The 17,008-nt window shown below is 56.6% G+C and carries 11 protein-coding genes; 2 read left to right on the plus strand and 9 right to left on the minus strand.

Features of this window, described 5'->3' with window-relative positions; translation table 11 throughout:
* From B2R17_RS14490 to galE, 6 genes are all read right to left on the minus strand, one after another.
* Nucleotides 1-1,418: multiheme c-type cytochrome (locus tag B2R17_RS14490; RefSeq protein WP_286764540.1), on the minus strand; the 1,418-nt coding region annotated here is incomplete at its 3' end.
* An 80-nt stretch (nt 1,419-1,498) separates the two neighbouring features.
* The gene (locus B2R17_RS14495; protein WP_286764541.1) at nt 1,499-2,098 is read right to left on the minus strand and encodes a hypothetical protein; all 600 of its coding nucleotides are present in this window, start codon (nt 2,096-2,098) and stop codon (nt 1,499-1,501) included.
* Nucleotides 2,099-2,118: 20 nt separating this feature from the next.
* Entirely contained in the window at nt 2,119-2,949 is an 831-nt protein-coding gene (locus B2R17_RS14500) for a MotA/TolQ/ExbB proton channel family protein (RefSeq protein WP_039962790.1), read from the minus strand.
* Nucleotides 2,949-4,766 carry a hypothetical protein gene (locus B2R17_RS14505; RefSeq protein ID WP_286764542.1) on the minus strand — a complete coding sequence of 606 codons (1,818 nt, stop codon included), beginning with the start codon at nt 4,764-4,766 and terminating at the stop codon, nt 2,949-2,951. The genes B2R17_RS14500 and B2R17_RS14505 overlap by 1 nt, the downstream gene beginning before the upstream one ends.
* Nucleotides 4,763-6,958, minus strand: a complete 2,196-nt coding sequence (locus tag B2R17_RS14510) for a hypothetical protein (protein WP_286764543.1) — start codon at nt 6,956-6,958, stop codon at nt 4,763-4,765. Before B2R17_RS14510 ends, B2R17_RS14505 begins: the two co-directional genes overlap by 4 nt.
* 211 nt (nt 6,959-7,169) lie before the next feature.
* The gene (gene galE, locus B2R17_RS14515) at nt 7,170-8,156 is read right to left on the minus strand and encodes a UDP-glucose 4-epimerase GalE (RefSeq protein ID WP_286764544.1); all 987 of its coding nucleotides are present in this window, start codon (nt 8,154-8,156) and stop codon (nt 7,170-7,172) included.
* 138 nt (nt 8,157-8,294) lie between these two features.
* Between galE and xerD the strand changes: the two genes are divergently transcribed.
* Nucleotides 8,295-9,248, plus strand: coding sequence for a site-specific tyrosine recombinase XerD (gene xerD, locus B2R17_RS14520; RefSeq protein ID WP_286764545.1), 954 nt, complete (start codon nt 8,295-8,297; stop codon nt 9,246-9,248).
* A gap of 15 nt (nt 9,249-9,263) precedes the next feature.
* On the opposite strand, the gene B2R17_RS14525 is transcribed toward xerD, so the two are convergent.
* The 3 genes from B2R17_RS14525 to B2R17_RS14535 all read right to left on the minus strand — a co-directional run bounded on the left by B2R17_RS14525 (nt 9,264) and on the right by B2R17_RS14535 (nt 15,754).
* Complete coding sequence (locus B2R17_RS14525) at nt 9,264-10,442, minus strand: beta-ketoacyl-ACP synthase III (RefSeq protein ID WP_286764546.1); 1,179 nt, start codon at nt 10,440-10,442, stop codon at nt 9,264-9,266.
* Nucleotides 10,443-10,643: 201 nt separating this feature from the next.
* Nucleotides 10,644-10,961: an HU family DNA-binding protein gene (locus B2R17_RS14530; RefSeq protein WP_007329747.1), complete on the minus strand. Its 318-nt coding sequence runs from the start codon at nt 10,959-10,961 to the stop codon at nt 10,644-10,646.
* 173 nt (nt 10,962-11,134) lie between these two features.
* Nucleotides 11,135-15,754: an Ig-like domain-containing protein gene (locus B2R17_RS14535; RefSeq protein WP_414707326.1), complete on the minus strand. Its 4,620-nt coding sequence runs from the start codon at nt 15,752-15,754 to the stop codon at nt 11,135-11,137.
* A 648-nt stretch (nt 15,755-16,402) separates the two neighbouring features.
* Between B2R17_RS14535 and B2R17_RS14540 the strand changes: the two genes are divergently transcribed.
* A complete protein-coding gene (locus B2R17_RS14540; RefSeq protein ID WP_236615364.1) occupies nt 16,403-16,849 on the plus strand; it encodes a YbjN domain-containing protein in 447 nt (148 codons plus the stop codon).
* Nucleotides 16,850-17,008 lie beyond the last annotated feature (159 nt).

Here is a 17,008-nt window from a genome sequence, read left to right on the forward strand (position 1 = left end):
TCGCCGTACCATCGATCACACGCTTCGTCGCACCATTGGTCGGTTTTCGAAATCGCCTCCGCAACCTCTTCGTCGCCTTCCGAAGCTGCCAACAACCAATCTTGGTACAAGTCCAGCGACTCACGCTTGTCTGCCGAGATGTTCTCAAGCTGATCTTTCACATGGCAACTGCTACATGCATTCGGAGTTCCAATCGAAACCGACAAGTCCGGTCGCGGCACACGCAAGCTGTGATCGCGGCGTGGATCGACTTCCATGTATGTCGTGTGGGGCATGTGACAATTGACGCACTTCGCACCCTCGGAACCAACCGCATGGTGATGGTGCGATGGAACGTCGTACTTTCCTGCGGCATGCTGATGGCAAGACGTGCAGGTTTCGTTGCCCGGATGCTTCAGTTCCAGCGAATGCGGGTCGTGGCAGTCAGTGCAGCGGATGCCTTTATGAAACATCTTGCTCTGCACAAACGATCCATACACGTAAACTTCGTCTTTGATTTGTCCGTCGTCGTGGTACGTGTCGCCGCGAAGCAGTTCCAAGTTGAAGTGGCTGCAGAACGGATCGCCCGCTTGGTAATCCGCATCCATCAGGCTCCTGCGACTGTGACACGGCGCGCACGCTTCCAATTGTCCCGTGGCGTCTTCGCCTTTCAACTGAGCCAGCCCGTAACCGTGGTGTCGATCCCAGAAGAGCGAGTTCCCACGGGCCATCTCGATGTGCAAACTCGCGGGGCCGTGGCACGCTTCGCAACTGACGTCGATCTCTGAAAACGTTGTGTGATAGGTCAGTGTTTCAACATCGTGGTTTGTCTTCAAATTGGTCGAGTGACAATCCGCGCACATGGTTTGCCAACGCTGAGCAACACCGGTCCAGTGCAATGGATCGTCGGGCTCAAGCTTCTCGGGCACATCCGGCGGACGCAGATAGAACCATTCTTTGCGATGGGTGTCCCAACTGATCCTCAAGACTTGCAATCGTCCAATCTCGTCATCGCTCGATTCGGGGTCGCGATCGAACTCCACCATGTATTGCTGCAGTGGATCCACTCCGAAGACGTACTTCACCTCGAAGTCTTGCATCTCGCCATCGGGTCCCTCGGTATGAACCATGAACCGGTCACCGTCTCGAAACAGCCGGTTCTGCAATCCGTCATGCTCGAAGACGACATCGTTGAAATCGCCGATCACGCTTTCGTCGGTTGCCACATCCATGGCCAAATCATGGTGAGAACCTTTGAATGCCAACGATTCGGTTTGATGGCATTCGACGCATGCATCTCGCCCGACATAAGTGGCAACCGCGGATTTCGGCAGACCGGTGAAATAGTCCGCTGCAACGACGCCCGTGATCAACACGACCAGAGAGACGAAGACCAGCGTCAACGGTCGCTTGAGTTGATTTCGAAGGGCGAGAAGCATGAAGAGAAGACGGGGAAGGGAGGGGAGGACGGATCACGACCGATAGCGATCCGGTCCAAGGCGAGGCGGGATCCTCGAGTTTACTCTCTGGAGGCGTTCAGGCCACTCTGCATCAGTTGAACCGCACGCAACCGCATCTGATAAACAAGCGTCTCGACCGGAAGCATGTCCGCTCGAGGTTTCGCAAGATCATCGCCGCTAACGATTCGCGGGGCGCGATTTGTTTTCGAAAACTGACTCGCTTTCTCCAATCTTCGTGCGGTCGCCAACAATTGTTCAGCCAAACGGAACGTCTCGATTGGCCCGGACGATCGTTTGGAGACAGATTCGCCCGATTCTGGACTGGTCGAATTCTCGCCAGCGACATCGCCGAGAGGATCGATTTGAGAGTCCAAGACGGATCCATCCAGCACGCTGCCACGTCTTTTGATGACGCTCAGCACGTCGTCCAACATGCCATCACCGGTTGAATTGAGCGGATCACCATCAAGTGCTTGCTGAATCTTTTCTGCCGCTTTGTCGGGAGGTGCACCGCTGGGCGTCTTCACCGTCGGCAACTCAGCTTCTTTCCAATCGTCCGTTGGCGGCTGAGCGATTGCCGCCGTGGCAATCGACATCAACATCACGGCGGGAGTCATCCGGCCACCAAACCAACGACTTTTCTTCGCAGAGTGATCCATGGGTCCATCCGTTGGGAGTGTCATCGGGTTCCATCTTGTTCGGGACGCGGTGCTTTACGGCCTGGCATTTGAGCCGGCGGCACAGCAACGATTCGTCCACCGCCGGGCGTGCTCGCCGAAACCAATCGAGACGTTGCGGCTGCTCTTCGGCGAAGAGGAGCTAAAGCTCGATCCGCGTGCATTGTGACGTCTGACAACAACGCATCCACTCGGTTTCGCAAAACACCGGATGCGGCGAGAGCGGGAATCGCAACCAGCAGTCCACCGACCGTCGTGACCAACGCTTGATAGATACCCTCCGCGAGATCCCCGGCACCGGCGGCTCCGCGTGTGGCCGCGACCTGACGAAAAGCGAAAATCATTCCGGTCACCGTTCCGAGCAAACCGACCATCGGCGCCAAATTCGCGATCATCGCCAAGTAGTCGATCCGCCGAAGCATTCGAGAGGATTGGTCAACCAATGCATCTTCGACCGACTTTTCAACTTCTGGCCATCCATACTCGCGATGATTCAATCCAACTGCGATGATCCCCGCCAATACGCTGGGCTTCTGACGCAGCAACGTCTCAGCTTCCGTGACACGAGAAGACTGCAACGCAGCCGCCACGTCTTCACTCAGTTTCTCAGGAACCACATCCTGACGGCGCAAGGCCAAAGATTGGTCCACCACCAAGTAGACGGCCGCGACACTGAACGACAACAGAACAAACAGGATCATCAAACCGGGGATCCCACCGCTGGTCACGATCGACCAAATCGACTCCGGCTTTCCGGCTGGTACTTCTGTCTGCGAGAGCATTTGCGTCCATAGCATGTTGCTCGCCAGGTCTTGCAGCATGGTTGCAATCATCATTCTCCATCCACCGCTCGACCAACCGACAACAAAAACTCCGCATCGTCGAGCAACGGATCGCTCCATGCCAAACGCAGCACACCGTCCCGCTGCAATCTCTGAATCAATTGCTCGTGTTCTTCTCGCAACCGATTCTCGATGCGATCAACTCGCCCCTTCGCTTGCACCCACGATAGCACCAACATCGAAAAGATGGCCACCGGCAAAACGGACAAGAGCAAGCTGGTCAACATCATCGATACATCTGGCCGAGGAAACTTGCCCAGATCACCCGCCACGCCTTCGGCTTGCAACACATCTCGCATCGTCGAATAACTGGCGTCGAAGTAGCCCCGGTACAGTGCCACCAGCGGCCCGGTCATCAACAGCCAAAACAGCAGCGTTCCAGCCAGTCCCGCAACATTGGCGAACCAAGTCGTCGCGGAACCTTGGCTGATCGCGGTATCGAATGACTTCTGCGATGACTCTTGCAACGTCTCGATACCCGCCAACGACGCGACAGGTGCATCGGGCGATGACTCGATCTCCGTTTCGATCGTTCCGTGACGAAGCTTATTCAACTCGGCTCGAAAACGCCTTGCCATCGGCCCCAACCGATCCGCCACCGAGGCCGCAGTTCGTTGTCGCAATCCGGTTCGCAAGTCCATGTCAGCGGCTCGTTGATCACTCATGTTTCGAGCCCCCGCGTAGACAGCACCAATCAGCGAAGGCAGTGATCCCGACAATGACAACAACACACGATCCCATGCGCCGTGAGTCAAATTCAACAAGGACAGCAGTGTTCGATAGGGAAACCAAATCGCGGCAGTGTCGGCCATCAGCGAAAGGCGAAGCCGACTGCGAATCGCGGCTCGCAGCGGTGTTGTTCCACCGAGCAACGTTCCCGCCACCTCAGATGGCAAACGCGTTGCTTCCGCATTCAATCGATCGACGGCATTGGTCAATTCCGGCAACTGAGTCTGCAAGACAGATGCTACCGCTGCGGAGAATCGTGCGTCCAACGCTGACAGCCGAGTGCTCCGCCGCTGGTCACCTCCGCCCGATTCACTAATGGCTTCTTCAATTCGACGTCCCAAAGTTTCAGCCAGTCGAATACCGATCTCGTCTTCACCACGCTCATCAATTTCAAAATCGCTGACGATCACCGCGGGAGCGATCTGGCTTTGTGGTGCCGTCGATCGCAAACGTGCGACCAAAGCCTCCACGTCGGCATCCAACGAATCATCATTGACGTCGGCCATGTTCACGACGGGAATGACGACAGTGCCTTCGGAGGCGGCCGCCAATCCTGATACGCGCTGACTGCGCAATTGATCGCGGCGAATGACCATTACCAATACCGATGCGGTCGACAACGCTCGCTCGGCGACTCCCGCGATCGCGCGTCGGTCATCGGTTGCCCCCGGAGCGTCGACCAGCAAATAAGGTGACCCGATCGATCGCATTTTGGCTGCATCGCATGCCAGAAAACGTTCGTGGCGAGCATCCAAATCAGCGGGAGGCTTTGGTCCGATCCAAGTCAGTTTTTCAGTCGCCTCGTCAAGCGAGTTGCCGCTTCGAATGGCGTCCACCGGACCGCCTCGAATCATTTGGCGAACCAACCAAGACTTGCCTTGTCCGGTTGCTCCCACGACTGCAACGACAACCGAATTGGATGCTCGATCGGTCAAGATCATTTCGCGAGCTTCCGCATGATCGCGGCATAGCTCGCCAATCTCTCGCCCGGTTTGGCTGTTGCCCAGCACACGGTCCGCCGCGCGGTGAACACGTTGCAAGAAACGATCGCCCGAGTCATCCATCACAATTGCGTTCATCGCGTGACTCCTGATTCAGCGGGCGAGCCAGTGGCGCGTTTGCTCGCTGCGTTTGGCCGAGGCAACAATCGCTTCAGCTCAGCAATGAACTCATCCCGAAGCCGATACAGCGACACCATTCTTTCGGGAGGTTCACCACTGGCGATTCGCGACGGCGGTAAGGTGACGTCAGCGTTGCCAACCCGCACATCCATCGGCGGATCTGGTCGAGCCACACCGAGCTCATCACACAACACGGCGAGGAAGTCGGCAAGTTGCTGACGTGCGGCTTGTTGGCTGACGTCTTGTGTTCCCCGATTGGCCGCCCACATCGTCGACATGATTGTCAGACCGCCGGCCGCCAGCATCTCTGGAATCGACGCGGCCAGGATCGCATTGGCACCTAGATCAACCGGGATCATCAACACCGCACCAAAGGTCGCAAACAGTGCCGCGAGTGGAGTCAGTCCCGTCGCGATTTTTCGGTGCATGGGAACTTCCGACCACATCTGTCGAACCGCGGTATCCAAACGTCGCGGGTCCAACGTCGTGAAGTCGTCTTGTTCAAACCGCAAGACCGCTCGCTCGACCGGTTCACGAAACGCAGAGACACCGTCTTCCGACGCTGAACCGCCGTCCGAAGCCGCGGCAAGATGTGACAAAACCGACGTTCCACCATGACGTTCAATCTCGTTGATCAAACCGGTTGGCTCGATCAGCCCACCATATTCGCCGCTTCGGAATCGACCTTTGATGTCATCAGCAGCGCGACGTGACACGGCTGTCGGTGTCAGATTGCGGATAAAGTCCCCGGCTCCTCCGACCACGCGCCGAAGCGTCGCATTCAGGCGTACTCCCCAGCGAGCATACCAAGGTGCGGTGGCCGCAAACGATTCGCTGAGCTGGCGAATGATTCGTTCGCTTTGATGCAAACGCAGCTCGATCACTTCACCGCCAATCTTTCGATGAGCAAAATATTCCAACGCCGAGTCCAACAACACCTGTTGGCACTGACGCGTTTTTTCAAACGACTGATCTGCATCCCGTCGTATGGACTCCAAGCCTTGGTTCCAAACCGCATCTTCTAAGTTGATTCGAAGGGCTTGATGCAGTTGCGAAAACAAAACGCCGCGATCGAGCTTGGATGGCAACGCCTGCAACAATCGATCCTCGTCGATCGCTGCGGGTGGATTACTATCGGGATCTTCACTGACGGAAAAGAACACCGGCAAGGGATCGGGATCGTCTTCTCCTTGCAGATCAGATTCTGACGCGGAGATCGCATCGTGTTGCGGATGCTGATCGCCAAACACCGGAATAAATGGACGGCTCGAAGGAACGTCAAAGTCATAAGCGGCGTACAGCGTTCCCACACCGTACTTCTGAACCAACGGTGCAAACGTTTCGTGGACTTGATCCGGTGTTTGTCGCGGACGCACCTTGTTGACCGCCAACATTCGCGGCACACCGGGCATCAAGTCGGATGCGATGCGAAGCAAATCCGCCAGCGTCGTGTCGCGCGATGATTCAGCGCCGGTCACGATCAAGAACGCGGAACACAACGTCGCCGCGCGCCCCAACAATTCGCGACGTTGTTCGGGAGATCCCAGCCCGAACTCTTCGTCCGAAACGATGTCAGGACAATCCAGCAAACCGACACCAACTTCGTCGAGCCCGGGATCGGTGCCCAACAAAGGCACGGACAGCAACGACGCATCACCGTCCCGATTGTTGTATTGTTCGGCCGCGATCTCCGGATCAAGCGACAGTTCCTCAGGAGCGTTGCCCAGAGAGTCACCAATTCGCGTGATCAGCAAACTCCAAAGCTCGACATCGGATCGCCAACTCTGTGGCAACCACAAAACAAAACGATGGGTCCCGTGCCGATTGCTCGTTCCCCGCAGCGTTCGGCGTTGGCCAGCTTCCGATAGAAACGAACTGACCAGACTCGTCTTGCCGCTGTTCAGCATTCCTGAAACAGCGATCGTGGGTCGATCAATCAGTTTGGAGGCGGTGTGAAGCCGTCGCCCCGCTGCCAAGGTGGCCTGAGATTGTGCGGTTTCAATCCGCCGCAACGCAGTCAAATAGCTTTCGCGTCCTTCACTCGGCGCAATACGCGAAACCGCTGCCCGTCGATCATCGTCTTCCAACAAAGACAGCAACGCCGGCCAATCCACCGACGAGTCTTTTGAGGAACGTCGCAATGGAAACATGAACGATTCGACGCCAACGACTTAGCAATGAAACTGAACTTGGCGAACCGAACCCGCCGTGACCTCTATCATCATGATTCAATTCGACAACGACAACCAGTCGGAGGAGATCACGGGGCAACCCAACCCCACCGATTGGTACGTATTGTGACGAATTAGGATCGCCCGGTGAACTCGATTCTGACCTCAGCTCGATGGCGGAAACGGCCGCTCAAACGGTGTCGTAACCCTGGGGGTGCGTTTGATGCCAGTTCCAAGCCGTCTTCACGATGTCTTGGATGTCCGTGTATCGAGGCTTCCACCCCAGGACTTCTCCCGCCAACGTCGCATCAGCAATCAACTCAGCAGGATCGCCAGGGCGTCGCTGGCCCATGACTTCAGGGATGGGATGTCCAGTCACAGTCCGGCACGCATCGACAATCTCGCGGACGCTCGTTCCTCTGCCGGTGCCAAGATTGACCTGGATGCCTTCCCCCGGTTTCAGTCGATCGAGGGCTCGCAAGTGAGCGTCGCCTAAATCGTCGACGTGAATGTAATCACGAATGCAAGTTCCGTCCGGCGTCGGGTAATCGTCGCCGAAGATCGAGATCGATTCACGCTGCCCCAACGCGACCTGCAACACGATTGGGATCAGATGTGACTCAGGATCATGATGCTCGCCAATCGTTCCATCGGGACGAGCACCGGCTGCATTGAAGTATCGCAGTGCCGCGTAGGCGAAACCGTATGCATGGGCATAATCCGCCAACGCCTTCTCGATGACCAACTTAGAGAATCCGTAGGGATTGATCGGATTCTGTGGAGTGGTCTCGGGAATTGGCACGGTATCCGGTTGGCCGTACGTCGCGGTGGTGCTGCTGAAAACAATCTTCTTGACGTCCGCCGCACGCATCGCTTCCAGCAACGACAAAGTCGCGACAACATTGTTTTGGTAGTAGATCGCGGGGTCTCGAACGGACTCACCGACTTCCGCAAATGCGGCGAAGTGCATCACCGCATCGATCGAGTGCTCTTTCAACAACGATGTCAGTTTCGCCTGATCGTTCAGGTCGCCCTCGACCAGCAAACCCTCCGGAACCGATTTAGCATGCCCGCGAGACAGATTGTCGAACACGACGACTTCGTGACCGGCATCAAGCAACAAGGCGACCGCGTGTGATCCGATGTATCCGGCACCACCGACGACGAAAACTTTCATGGAAGAATCTTGAGAAGGAGATGGTTCGAGAAGAATTGACATTGGCGGCGACGAGCCTCCAAGACGATAACTCATTGGAATCGATCCAATGAAGAGCACATACGTTGTGCGTCCTTGAACGCCGTCGAGCACACCAGAGTGGCTAAACGACTCACAAAACTGCAGCAATTGAAGTCCGGACAGACAGAATCCGTGGCTCCTTCGGCCGGTCAAGCGGTTTGTGATGAATTTTTGGTTTATCTGAAACGCGAATGTCATCTCGCCGACAACACCGTTGCCGCCTACGGACGCGACATGAAGCGTTTCGTTACCTGGATGGACGGGCGCCGCCCCGCGGACCTGACAATCACTGAATTGTCTGATTTCGTCGCATCACTTCACGGCGAAGGCCTGGCCCCGGCGTCCATCTCGCGAGCAATTGTCGCGATCCGGACGTTCTTCAAATACCTGCAGCTCGAAGGCATCACGGTCGACAATCCGGCCGAACTGCTGGCAACCCAGAAGGCTTGGCAACGAATGCCGGGCGTCCTGTCGCCCAACGAAGTCGAGGCCTTTCTTTCAGCGGTCAAAAAGTCCGATTCGTTTTGGCAACGAGATCGTGCCCTTCTGGAAGTGCTCTACGCCACCGGATGTCGAGCTTCGGAAGTTTGCACCCTTCGCGTTCGCGACCTGACACTCGATGAGAAGACGCTTCGCTGCCACGGCAAAGGCGACAAGCAGCGGATGGTCCCGATCGGCGGTCGAGCGATCCAGGCGATTCAGCTCTACCTTGAAGAAAGCCGCCACCTTCTGGCCGATCGAAATCCGGGGCAGATCGACGAGCTGTTTCTATCCCGAGGCGGCAAAGCACTCGACCGAATTCAGTTGTGGCGTCTCGTAAAACGCTATGCCAAGAGAGCGGGGATCTCTGACGAGATCAGCCCACACAGTTTGCGGCACAGTTTCGCAACTCACTTGCTGGCCGGCGGAGCTGACCTTCGGCAGGTTCAAGAGATGCTTGGACACGCCAGCATTCAGACGACCCAGATCTACACGCACGTCGAACACTCTCGCCTGCAACGCGTGCACCGGGACTTTCACCCGCGAGCGTGAGCGTCCCTGAGTTCGCTACCAACGCAACAAAGCGGTGCCCCAGGCCAAGCCCGCACCAAAGCCGCAAAGCAACAACAGGTCGCCTTCTTTCAAGCGGCCGGCACGTGCGGCTTCGTCCAATGCGAGCGGAATGCTGGCTCCGGATGTGTTGCCGTACTTGTCGAGATTGACGAACACCTTTTCAGGCGGCACGTTCAGATCGGAAACCGCTGAATCAATGATTCGCTGGTTCGCTTGGTGCAAAACAACCAAGCTCAGTTGATCCGATGAAACGTTGGCCGCTCGCAAAACGTCCTTGGCACTCTCGTCGAAGACTCGTACAGCCCACTTGAAGACACCACGGCCATCCATCTGCAGATAGCGACTGACAGAGTCTTCGCCATCGGTGGTGATCGGCGATCGGGATCCACCGGCGGGTATGCACAGCATTTCACCACCGCATCCTTCACTGCCCAACTGATAAGCCAACAGTCCATCGGACTGGACCGTCGAATCAGCCGCTGCCCCATTGCAATCAGATGACTGGCATTCGTCTTTGGTCGATGGAACCAACAGAGCAGCACCGGCGGCATCACCAAACAACGGATAGGTTTTCTTGTCCTCAGGATCAACCGTGCGACTCATCAAGTCAGCACCAATGACCAACACGTTGCGAGCGTTTCCGTTGGAAACAAATTGGGCACCAGTGACCAACGCGTACATGAACCCGGCACATGCGGCGCCAATGTCCATCGCGGGTGCAACCGCACCGAGACGGCGTTGCAAGTGACAAGCGGTCGATGGGGTAGGGTGATCGGGTGTGATCGTGGCAACCAGAATCAAGTCAATTTCGTCGACCGAAACACTCGCGTTCTCAAGACAACGAAGGGCGGCCTCATAGCAAAGATCGCTGGTCGCTTGACCAGGCTCCGCGTGCCGACGTTGCAGGATACCGGTTCGGCGAACGATCCAGTCGCTGTCGCAACCCAGCGCGGCCAAGTCTTCATTCGTGACGATGCGTTCGGGAACATACGATCCCGTGCCTGCAATGCGAACCCCTTTCAAATTTCCCATCCGGCCGCGGGTCGTCGCATCGCCGGGCATCACTGTCGAAGCAGCTTCGGTTGGAACAGCAGTCGATTCAGCGGAGGATTCTTCGTTCACAGATTTCGCGGCCAAGTCAGTGGCGGTGACGTTCGAGGATGTTTCGATCATGTTGCCGCCGAGAAAAGATCATGGATGAAAAGCGGGTGAAGTATAGCGGCATTGCCTCTCGCTGGCATCCCGATTCAACGATCGCTTACCGGAACGGTGCCTCATGGCGCAATCGTTCCGCCCACAAACGAAAACTGCCCCGCAACGCAGAACGCGATGCAGGGCAGCCAATTCGAACTTCGAAGGAAGCTGATCAACTGATCAGATCATTTCCTTCAGGCCCTTCAGTGGGCGGATGGTCAGCTTCTTGCTGGCGGGCTTAGGAGCCAACCAGATTTCTTCGCCGTTGGCAGGGTTGCGGCCTTTGCGCTTTGGCTTGGCGGGAACGTCCTTCAACACGATCTTGCAAAGACCTGGGATTGCGAATTGTCCGGGGCCACCCTTTTGCAGCGACTTTTCGATCTCAGCGGCCAACGAGTCGAGGACTGCAGCAACGTCTTTCTTGGTCAGTTCGGTCTCTTCTGCGATGTTGGCGATGATTTGAGTCTTCGTCGGTGGTTTGGGCGGTACTTTGGCCATGAGCGGCACCTGCAAAAATGGGAGAACTAAATAGTGAGTAGGAGTTAGAACGTTGGGATTCCCCTCCGATGCGGCACAAGTGTTATGTCCCGCGTGGTCGCTCCGCAACCCTTCCAAAGGCCAAAAACCCCGTGTTTTTCAGCCTTTTCCGGAATTCGAGGGTCGAATTCGGGTCAGTTCGACCCAGAAACGCCTGTCAAGACCTCATCCACGGCTTCGCCGAGCAATTGAGGCTGGCCGGTCACGCCGCTCGCAACCACGTCTTCGGCGTCCGAAATTCGGGTCAAACTGCCGGTGACATCAGGCATCGCAGCGTCAATCTGACTGGTGTCATCCGACCCCGCCACGACCTTCTCTGAGTCCCCTGAGAGGACCTCGATTGGCTCACCGGTTGGCTCCACGCTGCTCTGAATTCGAGAGGTTCCCAGCTCGCTGACCGGAACCGTTGCGTCGGCCATCGTCACGGCAGAAGCAAGTGGTTCACCAGAAGCTTGGGTCGAGGATGATTCCGTGCTGGCAGTCGAGCTCGAGGCTGGTGTTTCCAGCTCGATCCCGGTCTCATCGAAGTTGAGAATCAACAAGCGGAAGTCGCCAACTTGTCCCCGTACTTCCAGTGCACTTCCGTCGGCCAAGCTAGCGGTACCACTGACCTGAGCCGTGGTGGTTGCGCCGTCAGCCGTGGTCGATTCCGTGGCGTTAACGGTGATGCTGGTGCCGGCCGCATTGAGCGACAATTCCACGTCACTCAAACGCGAATCCGCAGCGTCGCTGGACTGCATGTAGAAAGCATTGCTGCCCGGCAAAACCGCAGCGACCACTCGGCGAGCCGGTGCGGAACCGAACCAATCATTCACGCGAATGTACTGAGGCAACAATCGGCCGAAGCTCAACGAAAGGTTTTCGTCCGATTCATCGGGATCGCTTTCGATGTCAATTTCGCGAGCTTCCTCGCCACCTTCAAAGAACGGAACCGCCGGGATAGTCAGTTTGTAAGAACCGGGCAACATGTCCGGAACACTGATCGTGCCGCCTGAAACCACAACGGAAGAATCCGACAACGGAATCGAAACCGATTCGCCACGTGCGTTGGTACCAGTCAAGATCGCCGCGTCGTAGAAGCTGCTCGACAAAGCACCGATCGAATCAAATTCGAAGTTGAAGGCTCGAGCGAGATAATCCGCAATGTTCACCGTGATGGTAGCGGTTGAGCTCGACAATCCGCCCGCGTCTTGCACTTGGTAAGTGAATGTGTCGGTGCCGGTGAAAGTGCTGCTCGGCGGCGTGTACAGGATGCTCGAACCGTCTGAGCTAACCGTCACGGTCCCGCCCGCCGACGGCGTGCTGAGATTAACAAACTGCAACACTTCGCCCGCGTCGACGTTCGCAGGAAGATCGTCTCGCGTCATCACCGCTTCGTTGCTCGTACCGCGAACGGTGTCGACCGTCACGTTCTCGCTGAGAGGAGCATCGTTCACCGCAGTGACGGTGAAGGTCACTGTCGCCGTCGACAACCCACCGCCGGTATCCCGGATGGTGTAGGTCACCGTCTCGGTGCCGTTGAAGTTGGCAGCCGGCTTGTAAGAGATTCCCGTTCCGCTGTTAACGATCGATACCTGGCCTCCGTTGGATGCAGATCCAACGCCGGTGATCGTGAACGATTCGTTGTCCGCGTCCGCCGTGTCATTCGCGAGAACGTCGTAGGTTGCCGCGTCGGAGTCTTCCAAGATCGTTCCCGATGCGGGGAACGAATCATTCACCGCAGTCGGTGCGTTGTCATCGCTTTGGATGTTAACGGTCACTTGCACCGTGTCAGTGCTGGTTCCATCGCTGACGGTGTACTGGAAGGTATCCGTCCCGACGAAGTTGGCCGGAGGCGTGTAATTGATCGACAAACCGTTGGACGCAATGCTCAACGTGCCTCCGTTGCTGGCCGTACCAACGGCCGTGACCGTCAGCGTTTCACCAGGATCGGCAGTGGACGCTTCATTGGCCAAGACATCCAACGTGTTCTGGCCCGAACCCGAAATCACCGTGAACGTGTCATCGACACCAACCGGTGGATTGTTCGTGGTGACATTGCCAACGGTGAGCGTGGTGCTGCCATAGTTGACCGAACCGGCGGGCAAGCGATCATTGTTGAAGAACAACAAGGTCTCGTTTGCACTGACGTCAGCGGGGTTGGTGGTGAAGGTCAACGAACCGTCGGAGATCGCACGCATGCGAACCGTTGCCATCACAGAATCTTGCAAATTGGTTGGCGAGAATCGGCTGCTCGCCGCACCAATCTCATTGAACAGACCGCTGGTCAAAGTTCCGCGGGGCAAGAAGTCGAAATCGCTGTCGTACTCGATTGAAGTTCCGGGGACAAAATCAGCGATCGAAGAATCAAATTCGATGTCAGCGTACGCGGAGTAGATCCCGCCACGCTCGCTCAGGTCTCGAGCGTCGACGCCAATCAACTGCAGGAAAAACTCCTGGCCGACGTCGACCGAGTCGATCACGTTGCCGTCCAAGTCCGTCAGACGCACTTCCAAGCGGGCCAAGGCTTCTTCAGCGACCGTCACGGAGAACGATTCCGTGTAAGTGTTGCCAGCCAGGTCGCTGATCTCGACCGTGAAGTCGTTCGATCCAAGTTGAGCCTCAGTGGGCGTCCAATTGATGATCCCTGTCGATGAGCCAATCGTGGCTCCGGCGGGGAAAACAGTCAGGCTGTAAGTTGCACCACTGCCTTCTTCACTACTAGACAGGTTGGCTTGGTAAGCAGCACCAACGTTGCCCGTGGTGGAGTTGGCAGGCAATGTGAATGAAGGATCGGTTCGATCCAATGCAACGGACAAAGCCGTCGATGTACCACTGGTGACACCGTTAACAATCTGGCGAGCAGCCAAGCTGTAGGTGCCATCGCCGATCGCGGCGAGGTTGCTGGTCGTGATCGCGATCGATCCGCCCGTCGCCGTTCCAACACCGACAACCGTGTTGTCCGCTGTGTTGATGATTTGAACCGTTGCTCCCGTCGTGACACCGGAAACATCAAACGTCAACGACGCTGCGTTGGTCAGGTTGTCGCCGCTTCTGTTGCCCGTGTCAGACGAGGAACGCAGATCCAACGACGATGGTGCGGCAGGCGTTTGTGTGTTGCTATCGGTGAACGTGAAGACCAGGCTTTGCAAGTCCGAATTCGACCCTGCATTGGATGCAGCAGCGACTCCAACGGTCAGCGAAACGGTTTGCGTCCCCGAAACATTCGCGGCCGGCGTCACTTGCAACAAACCGGTCGATGCATTGACCGTGGCGGTACCACCGGTCACGCCACCGCTGACGAAGTACTGCACCGCGTCGCCTTCCAGGTCAAAGCTTTCCAGTTGCAGTTCAACCGGAGTCGTTTTGGGCGACGAGGCCGGAACGTTGATGTCTTCCAGGTAAGGCTGAGCATTGCGTCGATCGGACGGAGGATCCGTGATGGTTACTGGAACCACCTGATCGAACGAATTGCCGTCCGAATCCGTGATCGTCACCGTCACCGTCGTGCTACCCGTGCCGCCCAATCCTTTCAGCATGATCACCGAGTTCTCGGTGTCGTCAAAGATCGTCGCGTTGTTGATCACGATGTCCGTGGTCGGCTTGTTCGACGTGCTGTTGTTGACCTGCATGTTGCTGATCGCTTCACGCACGTCTTCTCCTTCAACCAACTGGCCAAACACCGAGTGGTTGAAATCGAGGAAGTCCGTTTCGACTTCCGTGATGAAGAACTGCGAATCATTCGTGTCATCCGAAGATTTCGCGAATGACAGGACACCCGTTCGGTTGTGCTGCAGATCAGGATGAAATTCGTCGTCGAAGTCACCCAGAGTTGATCCGCCAGTTCCGGTGCCGGTGGGGTCACCACCTTGAATCACGAATCCGTTGACGACTCGGTGAAAAATCAGACCGTCGTAAAAGCCGCTGTTGGCCAAGTCGATGACTCGTTCGGTCGGACGCTCAGCACGCTGCTCGAACAACTCGAACACCATGTCGCCAAAACCATCCATGTCCAAACGGAGCGAACGGTTGCCACTCAAAACCGTCGCTTCGACCAAGTTCGGGTTGGCGACCGAGACGGTCACGGTCAGCGGACCGCCTTCCGCATCGTATCCGTCGATCGGAATGTGCAGTGGTGAGCCAAGCTCAACCGTTTGTGCATCAAGCGTTTCAAACGATGGGTTCTCACCATCCGAAGTTGGAATCGCAACGCCGCTTCGAGTGCTCAGGGTTTGGAGCGACTGAACCCCGGTCAATCGAGTTCCATCAGGGAAGACCCAAGTTGGATACTCGCTGATATTCAACGAAGAAAACTGCGGATCCTGCGTCCGATCCGGCAACGTGACTTCGACGAACGGAAGATCATCGCCACCATCCTCGAACAATTGTTTTTGCTGAGTACAAGCCGGGCACCAGTGGGCACCATAAAACGTCACGCCAGCCGCATCCAAATCTTTCGCGAACTGCACCAGATCCTGGCCGGGTTCGCCTTCCGCAGCGCGGTCAGACGTTCCACGATCGGTCGAAGAACTTTCCACCGCCGCCGAAGATTCGCCAGCTGAACCAAAGAAGCCTTCCGTCGCGAAAAGATCCACGTCGCCAGCCATCATCTGACGTTTTTCCAATGACTCCAGCTGCAAACGCCCTCGCTGGACTGGTTCACCAGACGGTGCAGCGGACGTTCCTTGGATCCAAGACATCAAACGTCGTCGAACCTGACCTTGGAACGAGCGTTTGGAAGCAGATGGACGGCGGGAAGAATTGTCGAAGTTCATCGGCGGAATTTTCTTCAGCTGAAGGAGTTCCAGTTTTGGTCGCTGCCCCTGAAAGCTCAGGGCCCAAAATCCGGGGGATATCGGTGGTTATTCGACGACGCGGAGTCGTTGTGACAAGCTTTTTCGGCACAGCCGCGCCGGTCAAGCTAATCGGTACGGTTTAACGCACCGTTTCAGGTTAAAGCCGGCACGCAGGAGGATCCAAACCCAACCAGCACTTCAACCAATTTCTCAGCCAAACCCGTGTGGAATGTTTCGATTTTGAGGCTTGCCGAGCGCACGCCTGCCGCAGCAATGACGACACGCTCTATTGAAAAGGGGGACTTTCACGTCCTCAATACGACGTTTTCCGTCGCAAATTGGTTCCAATTGATCTGGACGCTCAGGCAATTCTTGCCGATCAGGCAGGCTGCCCTACGGGAAATCCCTCGGATCTCCCTCGCGATGCTTCCCCAGGGGCGCCCAGTTCCTCAGAGGGGCCCAGCTGGCCGATGCGGGTCGACTCGACCACCGTTGGCAGTCATGATGAAACAGTGGCGAAGCCGTCCTGGCCGCGAACCATCCACGGAAGATCGACGTCGAAAGATTGGGGCCAGGCCAATCTCGCCCGTTTATTGCCAGAACCACATCCACCGAGGAGCCGCCGGGATGTCTGCCCAAGTCGACCAGTTTTCTGCTTATTTGGACCGTGGAGAGATCAAATACGAACAAGACAGCGAAAACAGCTTCTTCCGGATGATGTTCGACGGAAAACACGGTGACATTCGCGTTTTGATCGTGGTCGAAGACTCTCTCATCCAAGTCTTCTCTCACCCGGCCAACAAAATTCCCGAAAACAGCCGACGGTCGATCGCCGAAGCGGTTTGCCGCGCCAACTACGGGCTGAAGGTCGGAAGCTTCGAACTCGACATGGAAGACGGCGAACTGCGTTACCAAACCTCCATTCCTCTGGGCGATGACTTCCCAGACGACGATGTCCTGGATCACATCCTCTATGTCGGTGGAGCCATGGTCGATCGTTACGTACCCGCATTCCTGTCCATCATCTACGGCAACGAAGACGTAAAATTGGCAATCGAAGCGGCGGAAATGTAAACCCGCTTGCGACACACGGCGCCAACCTACGAAAACAGCCGACCGGGATTTTCCCGGCCGGCTGTTTTTATGTGATAGAGCCACAAATCTTTGTGGCTTTTTGCCTGCCTGCTTCAGCCGTGGGCGCACTCATCGGATGGTGGCCCACGTTCTGGCAAA

The sequence above is a fragment of the Rhodopirellula sp. UBA1907 genome (assembly GCF_002337565.1).
Taxonomy (GTDB): Bacteria; Planctomycetota; Planctomycetia; order Pirellulales; family Pirellulaceae; genus Rhodopirellula; species Rhodopirellula europaea.